The organism is Cellulomonas xiejunii (genome assembly GCF_024508315.1).
In the GTDB taxonomy this organism is placed as follows: Bacteria; Actinomycetota; Actinomycetes; order Actinomycetales; family Cellulomonadaceae; genus Cellulomonas; species Cellulomonas xiejunii.
On the sequence record NZ_CP101987.1, the window covers coordinates 2,816,855 to 2,835,459 of the forward strand.

Below are 18,605 nucleotides of genomic sequence, written 5' to 3' on the forward strand. Positions count from 1 at the left end.
TCAGCGGTAGACCCCGGCACCCAGGCGGGCGGTGCACGGCAGGGGGTGTGCTCGGTCGCTCCCCGGTGGTCCTCCACCTGCGCCAGTCACGACCGGGGCCGAGTCTAGCGGCCGCCGTCGTTCCCGCCGCCGCTCAGCCCAGGCGCGCGTGGCGGCCGTCGACGTCCAGGCCGTGGCGCGCGATCCGCCCGACGACGTCCACCAGCAGCCGCCGCTCGACGACCTTGATCCGCTCGTGCAGCGTCTCCTCGGTGTCGTCGTCGGCGACGGGCACCGCCTCCTGCGCGATGATCGGGCCCGCGTCGACGCCGTCGTCGACGACGATCACCGAGCACCCGCTGACCTTGACGCCGTACGCGAGCGCGTCGCGCACGCCGTGCGCGCCCGGGAACGAGGGCAGCAGCGCCGGGTGCGTGTTGACGGTCCGCCCGCCGAACCGCCCGAGGAAGGCGGCACCGACCAGCTTCATGAACCCGGCGCAGACGACCGTGTCGGGCGAGAAGACCCCGACCGCCTCGGTGAGCGCCCGGTCCCACGCCGCGCGGTCCGGGAAGTCCCGCAGGGCGACGACGGCGGTCGGGACGCCGGCCTGGCGGGCGAGGTCGAGCGCGGCGATCCCCGGCCGGTCCGACACCACGCCCACGACGCGCGCACCGTACGCGGGGTCGCGGTGCGCGTCGAGCAGCGCCGCGAGGTTCGACCCCGCACCCGAGACGAGCACGACCAGACGGTGGCTCGCCGCCACGGCGTGGGCAGGCGGGACAGGACGTGGCTGTGTGGAGGACGTCACGCCGCGCAACCTACCCGCCCGCAGCGCGGACGGCGTGGGTTCGTCCACCCACGACGTGCGGGAGAATGGCCACATGGGCAACCCGTGGGCACCGCCGGACGACTCGCAGGAACTCGGGCAGCGGACACCCGCGCACGTCCCGTCACAGGCTCCGGCCGCGACCCGCGACGGCGCCCCGCCCACCTCCGACGGCGCCCCGCCGCGCACCCCGCAGGGTGCTCCTGCGCACGCTCCGTCCCACGCCCCCGTCGGTGACGGCTGGCCCCCGGCTCCCCCGGGCCACCTGCCCGCCCCCGGGACCCCCGGTCCGCACCCCGTCCAACCGCCGGACCCGGAGGGCGTCGCGCGGGCGTCCCGCACGTCCGCCTGGACCGCCGGCGCGCTGCTCGCCTCGGTGCTGCTGATGAGCGCGCCGTGGCCCGCCATGCTCGCCGCGCCGGCCGCCGCGCTCGCCGGTGTCGTGCTCGCGCTCGTCGCCGTGGTGCGCGCCGCGCGGGCTCGGGCGCGCGGGTCCGTCGTCGCATTGCCCGTCGTGCTGCTCGTGGCGTCGCTGGTCTGGGTGGGCCTGAGCTCGCAGACGCTCCTGTACGTCGACGCGTCCCGGGACTTCGCGCAGTGCAAGTCGGCCGCGCTCACGCACCAGGCGCAGCGCAACTGCGCGACCCAGCTCGAGACCGACATGCGCGAGCGGCTCGAGACGGTGTTCGGGCGCCTCGGCGTGCCGGTGCCTCCGTCGTCGTGACCGGTCCGACCTGACCCGTTCGGCCCGCGGCCGGCGACGGACGGTCAGTCGGCGGCGACGTCCGCCGCCACCCCGCGACGACGCGCACGGCGCGCGCGCAGCGCGTCGCGCACCGTCCGGTCGAACGGCACGGCCGCACCGGCTGCACCCAGGCCGCACCCCGCGACGCTGAGCAGTCCGACCCAGAGCGGGCTCGCCCCGACGTGGGCCATGCGGCCGGGCCCTGCGGCACCCCCGGCGAGCGCGACGAGCAGCGCCACCAGGACCCCGACGGTGCACGCCACGACTCCCACCGCCACCACGACGTCGCGCGCCCGGACCGGCCTGAGCCACCGGCGCACGGCCAGTCCCGCCAGCACGCCGACCCCGACGACGAGCAGCGGTGCGAGGAGGACCGGGCCGCCCTGCGCGCCGGGCAGAGCGCCGAGCAGCGGCAGCGCGGGCAGCGGGCCCGCGACGACCGCGTCGGGCGCGAAGCGCGTCCCCGCTCCCACGGCGAATCCCGGACCGGCGATCCACGCGAGGGCCCACACGACGAGGTTGGGCACGAACGCGAGCTCGGCGAACGCCAGGACCACCCCGCCGACGGCGTCGAGCGAGAGACCGCGCGCGACGTCGATGATCGTCGCGTGGCCCGCGAGGACCCACAGCGTCGTCAGGAGCGCCGCGAGCGCCAGCAGGCCGGCGGCCGCCACGAACCCGGCGCGCAGACCCACGACCACCGGCTCCGGCAGCCGGTCTCGCAGCGGCGCGACGACCTGCGCCCATGGCGCTGCCTCCGGACGGCGCAGCAGGCCCGCGCCCAGGCCCAGGGCTCCGACGACCAGGCCACCGAGGACGGCGCGCAGGACTCCCAGGACACCCGCGCCCGCGACGAGCCCGACGAGACCGGTGAGCAGCGCGTAGCCGCCGATCGAGGCGACGGCACCGGTCCGGGTCGCGTGGCCCGACCGGCGGGCCGACGCGTAGCAGGTGAACACCGCGAGCATCGTCAGACCGAGCGGGATCACGGAGACGACCGCACCGCCGAGGCCCGCAGGGACCCCGTGGGCGAGCAGCCACAGGTTGGTGGCGACGACGACGGCACGCGTCCACGCCACCTCGGCGTGGGCGGGGTCGGACGCGGTCGTGACGAAGACCGCGATCGCGGGCACCGCGAGCGTGAGCAAGGACAGTGCGGCCGCCTGCACGGCCGTGAGCACGCCGATGGTCCAGCGCGGCGCACCGTCGATGGCCGACGTGAAGAACGTGGGGTGCGGGTCGTCCTGCAGGACTCGGCGGACGCGACCCGCGAGGGGGACGGGACCGGTGGACGGGGGCACCCGCCCATGGTGACCGGTGGCTCGGGCGCGTCGCCGGACCCGGCCCGGCGCGTCGCCACCGGCGGCGCGCGAGGCCGCCCCCACCCGCGCGGTGACGGCGTGCTGCGTCGACCGGGTGCGGGACGCACCGCGGCCCCGGTCCGTGGGACCGGGGCCGCGGTGCGACGCGTGACGCGTTCGTCAGGCGCTGAGGATCTCGCGCGCGAGCTGGGCGGTCTCGGACGGCGTCTTGCCGACCTTGACGCCGGCGGCCTCGAGGGCCTCCTTCTTGGCCTGCGCGGTGCCCGACGAGCCGGACACGATCGCCCCGGCGTGACCCATCGTCTTGCCCTCGGGGGCGGTGAAGCCCGCGACGTAGCCGACGACCGGCTTGGTGACGTGCTCGGCGATATAGGCCGCGGCACGCTCCTCGGCGTCGCCCCCGATCTCGCCGATCATCACGATGACCTCGGTCTCGGGGTCGGCCTCGAACGCGGCGAGCGCGTCGATGTGCGTCGTGCCGATGATCGGGTCGCCGCCGATGCCGATGGCGGTGGAGAACCCGAAGTCCCGCAGCTCGAACATCATCTGGTAGGTCAGCGTGCCCGACTTCGAGACCAGACCGACCTTGCCGGGTCCCGTGATGTCGGCAGGGATGATGCCGACGTTGGACTTCCCGGGGCTGATGAGGCCGGGGCAGTTGGGGCCGATGAGCCGCACGCCCTTCTCCTGGGCGTAGGAGAAGAACTCGGCCGTGTCGGCCACCGGCACGCCCTCGGTGATGATGACCACCAGCGGGATGCCCGCGTCGACGGCCTCGATCACGGCGCCCTTGGTGTGTGCCGGCGGGACGAAGATGACGGACACGTCGGCACCGGTCTTGTCGATGGCCTCGGCCACCGATCCGAACACGGGGACGTCGACGTCACCGAACGTCACGGTGGTGCCGGCCTTGCGGGGGTTCACCCCGCCGACCACGTCGGTGCCGGACGCGAGCATGCGGTTCGTGTGCTTCTGGCCCTCGGAACCCGTCATGCCCTGGACGATGACCTTGGAGTCCTCGGTCAGGAAGATCGCCATGTGAAGTCTGCTTCTCTCTGCGTCGGGGGTCTCAGGCGGCGCTGTGCGCCAGGCGGGCGGCCGCGTCGGCCCCGCCGTCCATCGTGTCGGCGAGCGTGACGAGCGGGTGCCCGGCATCCGCGAGGATCTGGCGGCCCTCGACGACGTTGTTGCCGTCGAGGCGCACGACCAACGGCTTGGACGCCTCGTCCCCGAGGATCTCGAGGGCCGCGACGATGCCGTTGGCCACCGCGTCGCACGCGGTGATGCCGCCGAAGACGTTGACGAACACCGACTTGACCTGCGGGTCCGTGAGGATGATGTCGAGACCCGCGGCCATGACCTCGGCCGACGCGCCGCCGCCGATGTCGAGGAAGTTGGCGGGCTTCACGCCGCCGTGCGCCTCGCCGGCGTACGCGACGACGTCGAGCGTGCTCATCACGAGTCCCGCGCCGTTGCCGATGATGCCGACCTCGCCGTCGAGCTTGACGTAGTTGAGGTCCTTCTCCTTGGCCTTCGCCTCGCGCGGGTCGGCCGCGGCCTTGTCCTCGAGCGCGGCGTGGTCGGGGTGCCGGAAGTCCGCGTTGGCGTCGAGCGTGACCTTGCCGTCGAGGGCCACGACCTCACCGTCCTCCGTGAGGACCAGCGGGTTGACCTCGACGAGCGTCGCGTCCTCGTCGCGGTACACGAGCCACAGCTTCTGCAGGACGTCGGCGACCTTGCCCGCGATCTCGGGCGCGAACCCGGCGGCGGCGACGATCTCGTCGGCCTTGGCCTGGTCGATGCCCGTCTGCGGGTCGACGGCGACCTTGGCGAGCGCCTCGGGGCGCTCGACCGCGAGCTGCTCGATGTCCATGCCGCCCTCGACGGAGGCCATCGCGAGGTAGCGACGCTCGGCGCGGTCCAGCAGGAGCGAGAAGTAGAACTCCTGGGCGATCCGTGCGCCGGCCGCGATCATCACGCGGTGCACGGTGTGGCCCTTGATGTCCATGCCGAGGATCTCGCCGGCCTTCTCGGCGGCCTCATCGGCCGACCGCGCGAGCTTCACGCCGCCCGCCTTGCCGCGACCACCGGTCTTGACCTGCGCCTTGACGACGACCACGCCGCCGTCGGGCGGCAGCAGCTGCTCGGCCGCCGCGCGCGCCTCCTCGGGCGTCGTGGCGACGATGCCGCCGAGCACGGGCACGCCGTGCTTCTCGAAGATGTCACGTGCCTGGTACTCGAACAGGTCCACCTGGTCCGGTTTCCTCTCGTCGACCGCGCGCAGCGACCTCGGTGCGGCCGCATCGCCCGCACGCATGCTATCGCCGGGACCGAGGTCCCTCGACATCAAGAGACTGTGGCCGGGCTCACCTTCTCAGCGGACCGTCCGCGGCGAGCCCGATCCCGGACCGCGCGGGCGACCGCCCCGTCCATCGCGCCCGGCCGGTACCGTCCGCCCCGTGACCGACGAGCGCAGCCGGGTGCTGCACCGCGTGGCGGCGGCCGTGCCGGACGCGCACCGCCTCGGACGCCCGGTGCGGGTGGGCGTGGACGGCGTGGACGGCGTGGGCAAGACGACGTTCGCCGACGACCTCGCGGACCTGCTGCGCGCGGACGGCCGCGAGGTGCTGCGAGCGTCCGTCGACGGGTTCCACCGGCCGGCCGACGAGCGCTACCGCCGCGGACGCACCAGTCCCGAGGGGTTCTTCCTCGACTCGTACGACCTCGACGCCTTTCGGCGCATGCTGCTCGACCCGCTGGCACCAGGCCGCACGGGCCCGCGGCGGGTCCGGACGGCGGTGCGCGACGTCGTCACCGACACGGCCCTCGAGACCCCCTGGCGCGACGTCACCGACACGACGGTCGCCGTGGTCGACGGCGTCTTCCTGCAGCGTGGCGAGCTCGTGGACGCGTGGGACCTGCGGGTGTGGCTCGACGCGCCGTTCGAGGCGACGTACGCGCGCATGGCGGCGCGCGACGGCTGCCCGCCGGACCCCGCCCACCCCGCGAACGCGCGGTACCGCGAAGGTCAGCTGCTCTACCTGGCGGCGTGCCGCCCCGTCGAGCGCGCGCACGTGGTGCTCGACCACACCGACCCGAGCCGACCGCGGGTGGTACGAGGGGCCTGACGGTGACGGCGCCCGTCACGGACGGGCGACCCTCTGCGGGCACGCCTCAGACGTCGCCACCCTCCCACGGGTAGCCGTGCCGCACGAAGGCCGCGCGCACCGCGTCCTTCGGCCCCTCGACGTCGTCGGCGAACAGCTCGCGGCCCTGCGCGCTCTCGACCACGACCTTCGACCCGCGCCGGTGGACGCCGTCGACCTGGTCGCGCCGGATGACCCGCTCGACCTGACCTCGGCGCACGACCTCGACCTGCGCGTCGCTGAGGACCAGCACGGCGGTGCCGGTGACGACCCACGCGGCGAGCAGCAGCCCGAGGACGGCGCCGAGCAGGGGACGCCCCCAGACGAGCCAGCTCCCGTCGAACGAGGCGAGAAGGCGCAACGGCCCCTGGAACGGCACCCACGGCAGCCCCGCCGCCCACCTCGCGAGCAGGGGCAGCAGCAGCCCGAGCGCCGCTCCCGCGGCCGCGAGCAGCCCGGCGACGAACCACCGCCCCTCGGTGTCGAAGCCACCCACCCGCGTCTCGCCGTTCGCGCTCTCCGTGACCACGAGCACACCGTAGTGGCGTGACCCGACCGTCGGGAGCGGCGGTCCGGGACGACACCCACCGGGTCGCCGGGACCCACCGCCCCGCCGCTGAGCGCCTCCGTCACGGGCACGCCGGTCGCGAGCGGTTCGTCCTCGACCCGTACGCCCGCCCTGCACGGGTGGCACGACGCGGAGCCGGTCCGCGGTCAGCCGTCGACGACGGGCACGTCGGTGAGCCGGAACGGCGCACGGCCGGCGATCTGCACGCCGGCGATGCTGCCGTGGAACCGGGGGGCGACGTCGACCGTGACGGTGTCGGTCCCGGGGTCGGGCCAGACCACGGTGACCAGCCGCGTCTCGCCGGGGTCGATGCTGTTGACGATCCGGTCGGACAACGGCTCGCGCTCGTCGTCCTGCGGGTCGGTGCGGTAGTCGACGGGGTACAGGCGCGTGCCACCGGAGACGAGCGTGACGTTGGTGGGTGCGGTCTGCAGCTGCGGGTCGAACGACCCGCGCGAGTCCCACGCGCCGACCGAGAGGGATCCCAGGGACAGGTCGGCGGCACCGGTGTTCGTGACCTCGAGACCACCGACGACGTAGCGCCCGACCCGGCGGACCTGCTCGAGCCGCACGTCGAAGACGTCGTCGCCGGCCACGGAGACGCCGGTCGGACCAGGGGCGACCGGGCCCTGGGGGTCCGGCAGCGACCCGACGGCCTCGACGACCTCCTCCGGCTCGGGCCCGCCCGAGGTCTCGAGCACCAGCTCCACGCGCCGGTTCAGGGCACGCTCGGCCTCACCGCTGCCCGCCACGGCCGGCTGCGTCTCCCCCCGCCCCTCGACGGCGACGTCGAACGCCGCCAGGTCCGCGAGCCCGGCCATGCGCGCCGCGACCGTCGCCGCGCGGCGCTGCGAGAGGTCGAGGTTGTACGCCTCGTCGCCCTGGTCGTCGGTGTGACCGACGACCGTGAGCCTGCCGCCGTCGTGCCCCGCGACCTGCGCGGCCGCGGCCTGCAGGACGCCGTCGGCGTCGGGGGCGAGCTGGTCGGAGTCGAACGCGAAGAGCACGTCTGACGACACCGCGACCTCGAGGCGCTCGGTGCTCTGCCGCGACCGCACCTGGCCGCCCAGCACCTCGGTGTACGCCTCGAGCGTGAACGCGTCCTGCTGGACCGGAGCCCCCTCGACCAGCTCGGACGGCGGGACGGTGAGCACGCCGGCGTGGTCGGCGCTGACGACCGGGACCCCGGGGACCCACCCGGCGGCGGGCAGCAGCACGTCGACCGTCGCCGCGTCGGGCACGGGGAACGCGACGTAGAGGATCACGACGTCGTCGCCGGCGGCCTCGTCGGCCGCGTCGGTCGCGGGCCCGCCCGGGGTGCCGTTGCGCGTCATGACGACCCTGTCGTCGTCGGTGCGCAGCGCCCGCGTCACGGTCCCGGCGTCCAGGTCGACCACCCGGACCCCGTTGGGGCCCGGGCTGCCGATGCTCTCGAACACGAAGGAGAACGCGGACATCAGCGTCGGGTACGTCGCGCTCGCCGCGAGCCTGAGCACCGCCGCGTCGTCGTGCACGGCCAGCGGCCCGACCTGGAGGTCGACGGTCTCACCGTCCAGCACGGTCTCGACGACGACCGGCTCGACCGGCTCGACCGGTGCAGCCGCGGTGGCGGTCGCGCTCGGGGTCCCCGCCGGCACCGGCACGGCGCCTCCCCCGGTGCAGGCGGTCAGTGCCACCACCGCACCGACGGCCACCGCCAGAGCGGTCCTGGTCCTGCTCACGCGCGTGCTCCCGTCCTCGGCGTCCCGGCGGGACACGGTAGCGGACGGCGCGCACCTGCCCGCCCGGGGACGGGCACGGGCCACCCCGCTAGAGCTTGGTGACCGGGGAGTACCGCAGCAGCAGCCGCTTCTCGCCGTTGCTGCCGAAGTCGATCTTGGCGACGGCGTTCTGCCCGGCGCCCTCGAGCGCGATCACGGTGCCGAGCCCGTACGCGTCGTGCGTGACCTTGTCGCCGATCGCCAGGTCAGGGACGGCACCACGCGGCGTCGCCGAGCCGAACGACGCGCCCGTGCGGGGCAGCGGCTCGCGCTTCTCGCTGCGCACCGGGCCGCTGCTCGACCCCGAGCCACCACGCTCGCCCCACGACGACGCGCCGCGCGTCCCGCCGCCGGCACCGAAGCCCGAGCCCCAACCGCCGCGCAGCCGCGACGTCGAGGACTCCCGACGCCGCCAGTCGACGAGCTCCTCGGGGATGTCGTCGAGGAACCGGCTGGGCGGGAACTCGTTGGGCACGCCCCACGCGGTGCGCACCGCGGCACGCGACACGTAGAGGCGCTGCCGCGCTCGCGTCAGCCCCACGTACGCCAGGCGCCGCTCCTCCGCGAGCTGGTCCGGGTCCGCCAGCGAACGCATGTGCGGGAACGTGCCGTCCTCCATGCCCGTGAGGAAGACGACCGGGAACTCCAGGCCCTTGGCGGTGTGCAGCGTCATGAGGGTGACCACGCCCGCGTCACGTGCGGCGGCCGCGGTCGCCTCGTCGTCGACGCCGTCCGGCACGGGGATCTGGTCGGAGTCGGCCACGAGGGACACACGCTCGAGGAAGTCGGTGAGGTCGCCCTCGGGGTCGGACTCCTCGAACTCCGCGGCCACGGCGTGCAGCTCGGCGAGGTTGTCGACGCGCGAACCGTCCTGCGGGTCGTCGCTGCCGCGCAGGGTCGTCAGGTAGCCGCTGCGGTCGAGCGCGGCCCCCAGCACCTGGGCGGGCCCGGCGCCGGACGCGGCGAGGTCGCGCAGCTCGTCGAGCATCGCGGCGAACGCGCGCAGCCCGGTCAGGGCACGGGTGCCCAGGCCGGGCACCTCGTCCAGGCGCGTGAGCGCGGCCCCGAACGAGACGCGCTCCCGCTCGGCGAACGCCGCGACCATCGCCTCCGAGCGCTCCCCCAGCCCGCGCTTGGGCTCGTTGAGGATGCGGCGGGTGCTGACGTCGTCGTCGGGGTTGGCCACGGCGCGCAGGTACGCGATCGCGTCCTTGATCTCCTTGCGCTCGTAGAAGCGCGTGCCGCCGACCACCTTGTACGGCAGGCCGACGCGGACGAGCACCTCCTCGAGCGCACGCGACTGGGCGTTGGCCCGGTAGAAGATCGCGACGTCGCCGGGGCGCACACCCGCGGAGTCGCCGAGCCGGTCGATCTCCTCGGCGACGAACCGCGCCTCCTCGTGCTCGGTGTCCGCGACGTACGCGACGATCTGCGGGCCGGCACCCGAGTCGGTCCACAGCCGCTTGGCCTGCCGCCCGGAGTTCTTGCTGATGACCGCGTTCGCGGCCGACAGGATCGTCTGCGTCGAGCGGTAGTTCTGCTCGAGCAGGATCGTCGTGGCGTCCGGGTAGTCCTCCTCGAACTCCATGATGTTGCGGATCGAGGCGCCGCGGAACGCGTAGATCGACTGGTCGGCGTCGCCGACGACCGTCAGCTCGCCGCGCTCGACGCCGCCTTCAGTCGGCGCGCCCACGCCCGCGAGCTCGCGCACCAGCACGTACTGCGCGTGGTTGGTGTCCTGGTACTCGTCGACGAGGATGTGCCGGAACCGGCGCCGGTAGTGCTCGGCGACCTGCGGGAACGCCTGCAGCAGGTGCACGGTGCGCATGATGAGGTCGTCGAAGTCCAGCGCGTTGGCCTGCTGCAGCCGCTGCTGGTACCGCGTGTAGACCTGCGCGAGGACGGTGTCGAAGTCGTCCGCGCGGCCGCCGCCGTTGCTCGCGGCGAACGCGTCGGGGTCCACCAGCTCGTCCTTGAGCGCGGAGATCTTGTGGCTGAGCGCCTTCGCCGGGAACTTCTTCGGGTCGAGCTCGAGCTCGCGTGCCACGAGCGTGAGCAGGCGCTGGGAGTCCGCCTGGTCGTAGATCGAGAAGCTGGTCCGCAGCCCCAGCGTCGCGGCCTCGCGCCGCAGGATGCGGACGCACGCGGAGTGGAACGTCGAGACCCACATCCGCTGCGCGGACGGCCCGACCAGGTGCTCGACGCGCTCGCGCATCTCGGCTGCGGCCTTGTTGGTGAACGTGATCGCGAGGATCTCCCCCGCCCGCGCGCGGTGCGTGGCCAGCAGGTGCGCGATGCGGTGGGTGAGCACGCGCGTCTTGCCGGACCCGGCGCCCGCCACGATGAGCAACGGACCACCGGAGTGCAGCACGGCGGCGCGCTGCTGGGGGTTGAGCCCGTCGAGCAGCGCGGGGGCGCGGCTCGCGTCCGCGGCGGCGCGCTCGGCGGCGGGACCCGTCCGGTCGTCGGCGGGCTCGTCGTCGCGCGGTGGGACGACGAGCGGGAGGCCGGACGACTCCCCGGCGTGCGAGCGCGCGACGGCGGCGCGCGCGTCCGGTGCGGCGGGCGCTCCGGGGACGGGCAGGGCGAGGCTCTCGAACAACGACGTCATGGCACCACCCAGCCTAGGCGCCGCCGCCGACATACCCGTGCGCGGCGCAGGTCATCGCGCGAGGAGCGCGCCGAGCCACACGCCGACCACGAGCATGGCCGTCGCGAGCTCCACGAGGATCGTCAGGCCCGTGGCCTGCAGTGCGCGCAGCGTCGCGCGCCGGGCCGTCGGGACGTCGCGCGCCCGGAGCCACTCGACGAGGAACACCGCGCCGACGAAGAACAGGAGAAGGCCCACGACCGGGACGACGAAGAACCCGACGACACCTGCGACCCCGCCCCACACGAGCGTGCTGCTGCGCACGCCGGAGCGCTGCATGTGGCGGCCCGCGACGAGGTACTTGACGACCTGCCCGGCCGCGGTGAGCACCACCGCGACGACGGCGACCGCCCATCCGAGCCCGGTGCCCTGCAGCGCGCCCCAGAGGGTCACGGCACCACCGACGAGGAACGCGCCGGGAAGCACCTGCACGACGACACCGACCAGCCCGACGACCACGAGGACCGTCACCAGCAGGTCGAGCTCCGCGGCCCAGTCGATCGTCACGGACGTGAGGCTAACGACTACGCCCCGCCCGCGCCGACCGAGGCCTCAGCCCCGGGTCGGCGCGGGACCGGTCCGTCAGTGCCAGAGGACGGCGAGCGCGACGTTCACCACGACGAGGCCGGAGATGGCCCCGAGGGAACCGCGCGTCACCTTCTCCGGGCGGCGTCGGCCGAGCACGACGAGGACCGTCACGAGCAGCGTGATGACGAGCTTGACGGCGATCTTCACGTGGTTCGCGTCCGCGCCCAGGAGCCCGGTCAGGATGATGCCCGTGACGAGCGCGGTGAGGATGCCGTGGAAGGTGCCCGACGGCAGGGTCGTGCTCTTCATCCCCGCGAGAGCGCCGCCCAGGACGACCGCCCACCCGATGAGGTGCAGCACCAGGGAGATTCCGTGAACAGTGTCCATCACGACATGCTAGAGGACCTGACACCCCGTCAGATCAAGGAACTCGCCCGCCTCCCCTGTGAAACCCGTCACCCGCCGGAGCGCCGAGCGTTACGCTCGCGCAGGTCTCGCACGCCACGGCAGGAGGATCCGATGACCACGCCCCGAGCGACGGACGCCGCTCTCGACGTCCCCGGCCTCGTCGCACGAGCCCGCGCCGCGTCCGGCACCGACGGCCGGCTCGCCGTGGGTGACATCGCCGGCTGGGACACCTTCCCCTTCGAGCGGGAGGGACTGCGGATGCGCGCGCTGGAGGACCCGGTGGTCCCCGAGCCGCCCCGGCAGGACGAGGACGCCGCGACCTGCGGACGCTGCGCCCGTACCGACGAGCACTTCGCCTGGACGGACGGCACGTGGCGCCTCAGCGCGTCGAGCACCGTCAGCGTCCCGTCGGTCATCCTCGACCGACGCGCGCACGGCGACCTGAACGACCTCGACGACGACGCCGCCGCCGAGCTCGGGCGGATGATCGTCCGTGTGGAGCGCGCGCTGGCCGCCGTGCCGGGCGTCGGGCGCGTCCACGTGCAGCGCTGGGGCGACGGCAACGGGCACCTGCACGTGTTCTTCTCCGCACGCCCCGAGGGCATGCTGCAGCTGCGCGGGCTCGTCATGCCGCTGTGGACGCTCCACCTGCCGGCGCTGCCCGACGAGGAGTGGGCCGCGATCCTCGCGTCCGTCGTCGCGCGCCTCGACGCCGCACGCACCTGACGTCACCGGCCCACAGGCCTGCCGTCACAGCAGCCGGCGCGCCGCCGCCCACCGGGTCAGCTCGTTGCGGTTCGACAGCTGCAGCTTGCGCAGCACCGCGGACACGTGGGTCTCGACGGTCTTGATCGAGATGAACAGCTCGGCCGCGACCTCCCGGTACGTGTACCCGCGGGCGATGAGGCGCATGACCTCCCGCTCGCGCGCCGAGAGCCGGTCGAGCTCGTCGTCCCCGGTCGCGACGTCACCCGCGGCCGTGCCGAACGCGTCGAGCACGAAGCCGGCCAGGCGCGGCGAGAACACGGCGTCCCCGCCCGCGACCCGCAGCACCGCGTCCGACAGCGCCTTGGGGTCGATCGCCTTGGTGACGTACCCCCGCGCGCCCACGCGGATGACCGCGACGACGTCCTCGGACGCGTCCGACACCGACAGCGCGAGGAACCGCGTGCCCGGCACGTCGACGCACCTGCGGACCACCTCCGCGCCGCCACCGCCGTCCCCGCCGGGCAGGTGCACGTCGAGCAGGACGACGGGTGGGCGCAGGTCGTGCACCACCTGCACCGCCTCGTCGACCGTCGCGGCCTCCCCCACGACGCGCACGCGCGCGTCGAGCGACGCCTTCACGCCCGCACGGAACATGTGGTGGTCGTCCACCAGCACCACGTCGACCTGCTCGCTCACGCGTCGCGCTCCTCGTCCTCGTCCGGTCCCCTGCCGGACCCGCCGCCACCGACGGGCATGCACAGGTGGACCTCGGTGCCCCGCTCGGGGCTGCTCGTCACTCGTGCCGTGCCACCGCGGCGCCGCACGCGTCCCATGATCGACTCCCGGACACCGAACCGGTCGGGACCGACACCGTCCAGGTCGAAACCGTCGCCGTGGTCCCGCACGAAGACCTCCACGGACTGCGGACCGACCTCGAGGTACAACGACACCGGGGGCCGCCCGTGCACGACGGCGTTGACGAGCGCCTCGCGCGTGGCCTGCAGCAGCGCGAGGGTGTCGGGCTCGGGCACACGGTCCCCCACGACGACGACGTCGACGGCCACCGGCTCGCCCCCCGGTCCGGAGCGCGAGTCCTCGACCTCGGCGACCACCGCCCGCAGCGCCGCCGCCAGCGACACGCCCGGCTCGTTCCGGTCGTCGTACAGCCACTCCCGCAGCTCGCGCTCCTGCGCGCGGGCCATCCGCGCGACCTCGGCGGGCTCGTCGGAGCGCGCCCGGATCAGCGCGAGGGTCTGCAGGACCGAGTCGTGCAGGTGCGCCGCGATGTCGGCCCGCTCCGCCTCCCGGGCGCGCGCGGCGCGCTCGTCCCCGAGCGCGCGCACCAGGCGCACCCACCACGGCGCCATGACCAGCCCGACCCCGAGCAGCACGGCGAGCGCCGCGACGCCGGACTGCACCAGGAGCATGGGCTCGACCCCCCGCCCCACGACCTGCCCGACGACCAGCAGCACACCGGCTGCCGCAAGCAAGCCACCGCCGATGAGGCGCAGGACGCTGATGCGGCGCCCGTCCTGCCGCCCGTGCTGCAGCGCGTCGAGCTGGCTCCAGGCGAGCGCCACACCGACGAGCACGACGAGGACGGGCAGGGCCCAGGCGGCGTCGATGCTCGCCCCCAGACGCGAGCCCACCAGCACGGCGGCCGTCAGGACGAGCAGTCCGCCGAGCGCGAGCTCCGCCCACGGGACGCGGCGGCCGTCGGCTCGCAAGGGCTGGCGCCGGGCGAGCCGCTGCATCGTGCTCGGCCGTGCGGCGGCGGCTGCTGCCGCGGGGTCCCCGACGGGCACGACGAGCCACCAGAACCCGTAGAGCGCCGCGCCGACGCCGGCGACGGGCACGAGTGCCACCAGCGCGATCCGCACGACCGCGACGGGGAGGTCCAGGTGGGCCGCGAGCCCGGTGGCCACACCCGCGATCCAGCGGCCGCGTTCAGGACGGCACAACGGCAGGCGGGCGCGCGGGGACGCGCCGGGCTGCGCCGGGGCGCCGTACGGGACAGGGGTCACGCACAGATCGTCACACGCCGGACCCCGTGCGCAGGTGCTCCGGCCACCAGGTTCAGGGGTCGGGACGAGGAGATGGGGGTGCAGGCCAGGGTCGGGTCAGGGATGGTCCCGGATGTCCCGGGGACCATGGTGCGGTCAGGATCGAGCCATGGACACGCAGACTCCCGCCGGTGCTGATGCCGGCACGCCGGGCCCGACGCCCGGCACGGGCCCCGGACCGCACCCGGGCTCCACGCCCCCGCCCGCTCCCCCCGCCTTCTGGGCCGGGGTGCGTCGGACGGGGCTGTACCGCTCCGACGAGCGCTGGGTCGGCGGCGTGGCCGGCGGCCTGGCGGAGCGTGCCGGCGTCGACCCGCTGCTCGTGCGCGGCCTGTTGGCCGTGACGTTCCTCGTGGGTGGGCTCGGGCTCGTGCTCTACGGCGTCGCGTGGGCGCTGCTGCCCGACGCCCGGGACAACCGGATCCTGCTCGAGCGCCTGGGCGCGGGCGACGCGGACGGCGCGCTGCTCGGCTCGCTCGCGTTCGTCGTCGTCGGCCTGGCCAGGGGCGACGGCTGGTGGTGGTTCTGGGACGGCGGGAGCGCCCTGGGCGGCGCGCTGTGGCTCGTCTGCATCATCGGCCTCGTCGCGCTCGTGGCGACCGCGGTGCAGCGTCGCAGCCGGTGGCAGCCGCCCGCAGGCTGGGCGCCTCCCGGCGGCGCGCACCACCCGACCGGCCCCGCGACGTCGGCGGCGGCGGCGTGGGCGGCGCAGGCACCCACCGCACCCCTGCCGCCGAGCGCGCAGGCACCCGCCACGCCTGCGGCTCCTGGAACCCCCCAGCCGCCGTACCCGCCGGCGCCCCCGTACCCGCCGTACGGCAGCGCGCCGGTGTCTCCGGTCCCGCCCGCACCCCCCCGGCCCCCGCGGCGCGGCGCCGACGGCGCGACCGTCGGCGCGGTCGTCGGCCTCAGCGTGGTGGGGCTCGGGGTCCTGATGCTCGCCGAGCGCACGGGCGCGTACGACGGCCCGCTGGGGCTCACCGCGGGTGGCGTCGCGCTGATCATCGCGGGACTGGGCATCGTGACGCTGGGCCTGCGAGGTCGCAGCAGCGGCTTCGTCGGCTTCCTCGCGATCGTGGGGGCCCTGGTGTGGGCCCCGACGGCGCTGCTGCACCAGACCGATTGGGCGGACACCGTCCACGGCGCCTGGGACGGGCAGCAGCGGGACGTCGTGGTGACGAGCCGCGTCGTCGCGAGCAACGGGTTCGAGCTCGCGGCGGGCAGCTCCCGCATCGACCTCACGGGCGTCCCGCTCGAGGACGACGTCCTCACGGTGCCGATCTCGATCGGTGCCGGGCAGCTCGTGGTCGTCGTGCCGCAGGAGGCGGCCGTCCAGGCGAACGTCACGAACGGGATCGGGGCGGTCCGGTTCGAGGTCGACGACGACGTCCACGAGCAGAGCGGCGTGGGCCTCGGCGACCTGGTGTACCAGGACGACGACGCCGCCGCCGGTTCACCGAACCTCGTGCTCGACATCAGCGCGGGTGTCGGCGAGGTCCGCATCATCGAGGAGGTCGCACCGTGAGCACCGACGACAGCACCCTGCACGACCCCGTGCGGGACACCGCCCGGCAGGACACCGCCCGGCACGACACCGTCGCACCCGACGACGCGACGCCCCGCACCCCGGGCGTCAGCGCGCACCGCGCCGGCGTGCGGGTGGGGACGATCGTGTGGGGCCTCATCGTCGCCTTCGTGGGTCTGGGTGTCGTCCTCGTCACCGCCGGGTACACGATCGACGTCCAGCTCGCCGCCATCGTGCTGCTCATCGCCGGTGGTGTCGGGCTCATCGTGGGCCCCCTGTTCCAGGGGGTGCGCCGCAACCGCAGCGAGCAGTGACTCGCGCGCCGACCTGCACGGCGGGTCGGCGCACGGCAGAAGGCCGGCACCCGTGACGGGTGCCGGCCTTCTGGTGTCTGCCGCGCGGTCCGCTCACCGGACCGCGCGTGTCGCGAGCCGCGAAGGCCGCGACCTGCTCAGACGGACTGGGCGACGGGCGCGGAGCCGATCGGCGTATCGATCCGGGCGGCGATGCGGCGCAGGGCCTCGCCGGTGACGATGAAGACGATGCCCAGGCCGAAGACGAGGAGCCCGACGCCGAAGGCGACGACCGAGGTGAACAGCGAGGCGCGCAGGAACGAGCCGTTCATGACGGTCGCGCGCGCCGGGTCCTCCTTGTCGAGCTCGGCGTAGGTCTTGCCACCCGAGCCGGCGAGCGCGTGCGTGTTGATGATGTCGGCCTGGGCCCACGCCTCCCACGGCGTGTCGACCAGCGCGCCGCCGAACGCCGCGGCGTCGTCGGAGACGGTGATCTGCTCGGCGCGGAGGTTGCTGGACACGGCGATCCAGGTGCCGGCGCCTGCGACCGCGAAGACGACGCCGAAGACGAGGACGATGATCGCCAGCACCTTGAGGTGGGCGGGCTTGCTCTGGACTGCTTCGTTCGACATCTCGATCTCCCCGATCGTTAGGACTGGACCCCCGCGTGACCGGAGGTCCGGCCCGGTGAGCGACGTGCTCACGTGAACAGCGTCGTCGCAGGTGAGGCCATTCAGGTGGGACCCTGGTCCCGTGGGCGTGTCGCCCTGCTCACCCGGACGAGTGAAACACGGGACCGACCCCGGACCTTAGGCCTGTTGCGGTGTGCCCACCTGGCCCGACGCGGCGCAGCACGCGGCGGGTGCGGGCACAGCACGCGGCGGGTGCGGGCACAGCACGCGCCCGGTCCAGCACGCACGCGTCACACGAGCGTGCGCGCCCTCGCGTACTGGACCTCGGCCGCGTCGAGCACGTGCTCCCAGTCGAAGGGCGGCGGGACGCTCGCCGCACGACGGCGCATCCCCGCCAGCAGGTCCCGGTCCCGGGCCAGCAGGACGACCGCCTCGATCATCTCCGCGTCGTCGGCGACGAGGAACCCGTCGAGGCCGTCGGTGACGAACTCCCCCACACCCGTCCCGGCGTGCGCCAGCACGGCGAGTCCAGCGGTGCGCGCCTCGAGCGCCGCGATCCCGAACGCCTCCAGGCGGGCGGGCGCCAGGAAAACGTCGGCGTCGCGGTACGCCGCCCGCACCTCCGCGCGCGGGAGACGCCCGCGGAGCTCGACGACGCGCTCCAGCCCGGCCGCCGCGACACGCGCGCGGACGGCGTCGCGCGCGGGGCCGTCGCCGATCAGGGTGAGGTGCAGGGCGTCGGGCGGCAGGCGCCGGGCGGCGGCCGTGACGACGTCGACCAGGGGTACGGCACGCTTGCGTGGCGCCAGGCGCATGGTCGCGACGAGGCGCAGCGGCGCCTCGGGCGCGCCGTCCTGCGGGACTGCCGGTGCCGCGCGCCCGGCCGGGGGCGCCCACGCGGCGACGTCGATGCCGTTGGGCACAACGTCGACGCGCGCGTCGAACAGCTCGCGGACCCGCTCCGCTGCCGCACCGCTCACGGCGCTCAGCGCCGCGGGCAGGCCACGCCACCGGGTGTGCCGCACGAGCGGCCGTCCCAGGCGCACCGTGCCGTCGAGCATGCAGTGCCACGTGATCGCCGTCGGCAGGTGCAGTGCGGTCGCGACGCGGACGCCGTCGAACGCGAACGGTGACAGGACGCCGGCGTGGACGTGCACGGCGTCGGGTCGCACGTCGCGCAGCGCGGACCGGATCAGGCCCGGGCCCGCGACGGGGTTGACGGGCAGGTCGAACGGCAGGCGCGCCCCGAGCCGGTGCACGTGCACGCCGTCCTCGACGTCCACGACGCCGCTGCGCGCCCCGCCCTCACCGAGGGTGGCCGTCAGCACGTGCACCTCGTGGCCCGCACGCGCCTGGTGCCGGGCGAGGTCGCCCACCTGTGTCTCGATGCCCCCGGTCCGCGGCGCGAAGCAGTCGGAGACGTGGACGATCCGCACGCGTCGGCCGTCC

The 18,605-nt window shown here is 74.7% G+C and carries 18 protein-coding genes and 1 riboswitch; of the genes, 5 read left to right on the forward strand and 13 right to left on the reverse strand.

Translation table 11 applies throughout. The features are described 5' to 3' along the window. Positions 1 to 11: 11 nt before the first annotated feature. A riboswitch (ZMP/ZTP riboswitch) is annotated at positions 12 to 100 on the reverse strand. 33 nt (positions 101 to 133) lie between these two features. Then, on the reverse strand, positions 134 to 790 hold the full coding sequence (purN, locus tag NP048_RS12780) for a phosphoribosylglycinamide formyltransferase (protein ID WP_227576021.1): 657 nt from the start codon (positions 788 to 790) through the stop codon (positions 134 to 136). Between the two features lie 73 nt (positions 791 to 863). Here purN and NP048_RS12785 point away from each other — a divergent pair, with 73 nt between their 5' ends. Next, positions 864 to 1,532: a hypothetical protein gene (locus tag NP048_RS12785; RefSeq protein ID WP_227576022.1), complete on the forward strand. Its 669-nt coding sequence runs from the start codon at positions 864 to 866 to the stop codon at positions 1,530 to 1,532. 44 nt (positions 1,533 to 1,576) lie between these two features. Here the strand turns inward: NP048_RS12785 and NP048_RS12790 are convergent, their stop codons facing one another. From NP048_RS12790 to sucC, 3 genes are all read right to left on the reverse strand, one after another. Then, positions 1,577 to 2,854 (reverse strand): cell division protein PerM, encoded by a 1,278-nt coding sequence (locus tag NP048_RS12790; protein ID WP_227576023.1) that lies wholly within the window; start codon positions 2,852 to 2,854, stop codon positions 1,577 to 1,579. A 180-nt stretch (positions 2,855 to 3,034) separates the two neighbouring features. After that, complete coding sequence (gene sucD, locus NP048_RS12795) at positions 3,035 to 3,913, reverse strand: succinate--CoA ligase subunit alpha (RefSeq protein ID WP_227576024.1); 879 nt, start codon at positions 3,911 to 3,913, stop codon at positions 3,035 to 3,037. 31 nt (positions 3,914 to 3,944) lie between these two features. After that, complete coding sequence (sucC, locus tag NP048_RS12800) at positions 3,945 to 5,126, reverse strand: ADP-forming succinate--CoA ligase subunit beta (protein WP_227576036.1); 1,182 nt, start codon at positions 5,124 to 5,126, stop codon at positions 3,945 to 3,947. Positions 5,127 to 5,334: 208 nt separating this feature from the next. On the opposite strand from sucC, the gene NP048_RS12805 reads away from it, so the two are divergent. Further along, complete coding sequence (locus NP048_RS12805; RefSeq protein WP_227576025.1) at positions 5,335 to 6,003, forward strand: nucleoside/nucleotide kinase family protein; 669 nt, start codon at positions 5,335 to 5,337, stop codon at positions 6,001 to 6,003. Positions 6,004 to 6,049: 46 nt separating this feature from the next. Here NP048_RS12805 and NP048_RS12810 read toward each other — a convergent pair whose 3' ends face one another. The 5 genes from NP048_RS12810 to NP048_RS12830 all read right to left on the reverse strand — a co-directional run bounded on the left by NP048_RS12810 (position 6,050) and on the right by NP048_RS12830 (position 11,914). Beyond that, positions 6,050 to 6,550, reverse strand: a complete 501-nt coding sequence (locus NP048_RS12810) for a YqeB family protein (protein WP_227576026.1) — start codon at positions 6,548 to 6,550, stop codon at positions 6,050 to 6,052. A 185-nt stretch (positions 6,551 to 6,735) separates the two neighbouring features. Continuing rightward, positions 6,736 to 8,310, reverse strand: a complete 1,575-nt coding sequence (locus NP048_RS12815; RefSeq protein WP_227576027.1) for an OmpA family protein — start codon at positions 8,308 to 8,310, stop codon at positions 6,736 to 6,738. An 88-nt stretch (positions 8,311 to 8,398) separates the two neighbouring features. Further along, positions 8,399 to 10,960, reverse strand: coding sequence for a DNA helicase PcrA (gene pcrA, locus NP048_RS12820; RefSeq protein WP_227576028.1), 2,562 nt, complete (start codon positions 10,958 to 10,960; stop codon positions 8,399 to 8,401). A gap of 51 nt (positions 10,961 to 11,011) precedes the next feature. Further along, the gene (locus tag NP048_RS12825; protein WP_227576029.1) at positions 11,012 to 11,506 is read right to left on the reverse strand and encodes a DUF456 domain-containing protein; all 495 of its coding nucleotides are present in this window, start codon (positions 11,504 to 11,506) and stop codon (positions 11,012 to 11,014) included. 75 nt (positions 11,507 to 11,581) lie between these two features. Continuing rightward, positions 11,582 to 11,914 (reverse strand): hypothetical protein, encoded by a 333-nt coding sequence (locus NP048_RS12830; protein WP_227576030.1) that lies wholly within the window; start codon positions 11,912 to 11,914, stop codon positions 11,582 to 11,584. A gap of 132 nt (positions 11,915 to 12,046) precedes the next feature. Between NP048_RS12830 and NP048_RS12835 the strand changes: the two genes are divergently transcribed. After that, a complete protein-coding gene (locus tag NP048_RS12835) occupies positions 12,047 to 12,661 on the forward strand; it encodes a hypothetical protein (RefSeq protein ID WP_227576031.1) in 615 nt (204 codons plus the stop codon). Positions 12,662 to 12,685: 24 nt separating this feature from the next. Here the strand turns inward: NP048_RS12835 and NP048_RS12840 are convergent, their stop codons facing one another. Further along, on the reverse strand, positions 12,686 to 13,339 hold the full coding sequence (locus NP048_RS12840; protein ID WP_227576032.1) for a LuxR C-terminal-related transcriptional regulator: 654 nt from the start codon (positions 13,337 to 13,339) through the stop codon (positions 12,686 to 12,688). Next, on the reverse strand, positions 13,336 to 14,667 hold the full coding sequence (locus NP048_RS12845; protein ID WP_227576033.1) for an ATP-binding protein: 1,332 nt from the start codon (positions 14,665 to 14,667) through the stop codon (positions 13,336 to 13,338). Before NP048_RS12845 ends, NP048_RS12840 begins: the two co-directional genes overlap by 4 nt. 148 nt (positions 14,668 to 14,815) lie before the next feature. On the opposite strand from NP048_RS12845, the gene NP048_RS12850 reads away from it, so the two are divergent. Together NP048_RS12850 and NP048_RS12855 are read left to right on the forward strand one after the other, a co-directional pair. After that, positions 14,816 to 16,231, forward strand: coding sequence for a PspC domain-containing protein (locus tag NP048_RS12850; protein WP_227576034.1), 1,416 nt, complete (start codon positions 14,816 to 14,818; stop codon positions 16,229 to 16,231). Then, on the forward strand, positions 16,228 to 16,545 hold the full coding sequence (locus tag NP048_RS12855) for a hypothetical protein (RefSeq protein ID WP_227576035.1): 318 nt from the start codon (positions 16,228 to 16,230) through the stop codon (positions 16,543 to 16,545). The genes NP048_RS12850 and NP048_RS12855 overlap by 4 nt, the downstream gene beginning before the upstream one ends. A 137-nt stretch (positions 16,546 to 16,682) precedes the next feature. On the opposite strand, the gene NP048_RS12860 is transcribed toward NP048_RS12855, so the two are convergent. Together NP048_RS12860 and NP048_RS12865 are read right to left on the reverse strand one after the other, a co-directional pair. Further along, entirely contained in the window at positions 16,683 to 17,156 is a 474-nt protein-coding gene (locus NP048_RS12860; RefSeq protein WP_227576037.1) for an aromatic ring-opening dioxygenase LigA, read from the reverse strand. A 290-nt stretch (positions 17,157 to 17,446) separates the two neighbouring features. After that, the gene (locus NP048_RS12865; RefSeq protein ID WP_227576038.1) at positions 17,447 to 18,592 is read right to left on the reverse strand and encodes a glycosyltransferase family 4 protein; all 1,146 of its coding nucleotides are present in this window, start codon (positions 18,590 to 18,592) and stop codon (positions 17,447 to 17,449) included. Positions 18,593 to 18,605: the final 13 nt, after the last annotated feature.

What these genes read in the sequence shown, in the direction of transcription:
- NP048_RS12785 (WP_227576022.1), top strand. Translation starts at nt 864, where the DNA reads ATGGGCAACCCGTGGGCACCGCCGGACGACTCGCAGGAACTCGGGCAG.
- sucD (WP_227576024.1), bottom strand. Translation starts at nt 3,913, where the DNA reads ATGGCGATCTTCCTGACCGAGGACTCCAAGGTCATCGTCCAGGGCATG.
- pcrA (WP_227576028.1), bottom strand. Translation starts at nt 10,960, where the DNA reads ATGACGTCGTTGTTCGAGAGCCTCGCCCTGCCCGTCCCCGGAGCGCCC.
- NP048_RS12830 (WP_227576030.1), bottom strand. Translation starts at nt 11,914, where the DNA reads ATGGACACTGTTCACGGAATCTCCCTGGTGCTGCACCTCATCGGGTGG.
- NP048_RS12835 (WP_227576031.1), top strand. Translation starts at nt 12,047, where the DNA reads ATGACCACGCCCCGAGCGACGGACGCCGCTCTCGACGTCCCCGGCCTC.
- NP048_RS12850 (WP_227576034.1), top strand. Translation starts at nt 14,816, where the DNA reads ATGGACACGCAGACTCCCGCCGGTGCTGATGCCGGCACGCCGGGCCCG.
- NP048_RS12860 (WP_227576037.1), bottom strand. Translation starts at nt 17,156, where the DNA reads ATGTCGAACGAAGCAGTCCAGAGCAAGCCCGCCCACCTCAAGGTGCTG.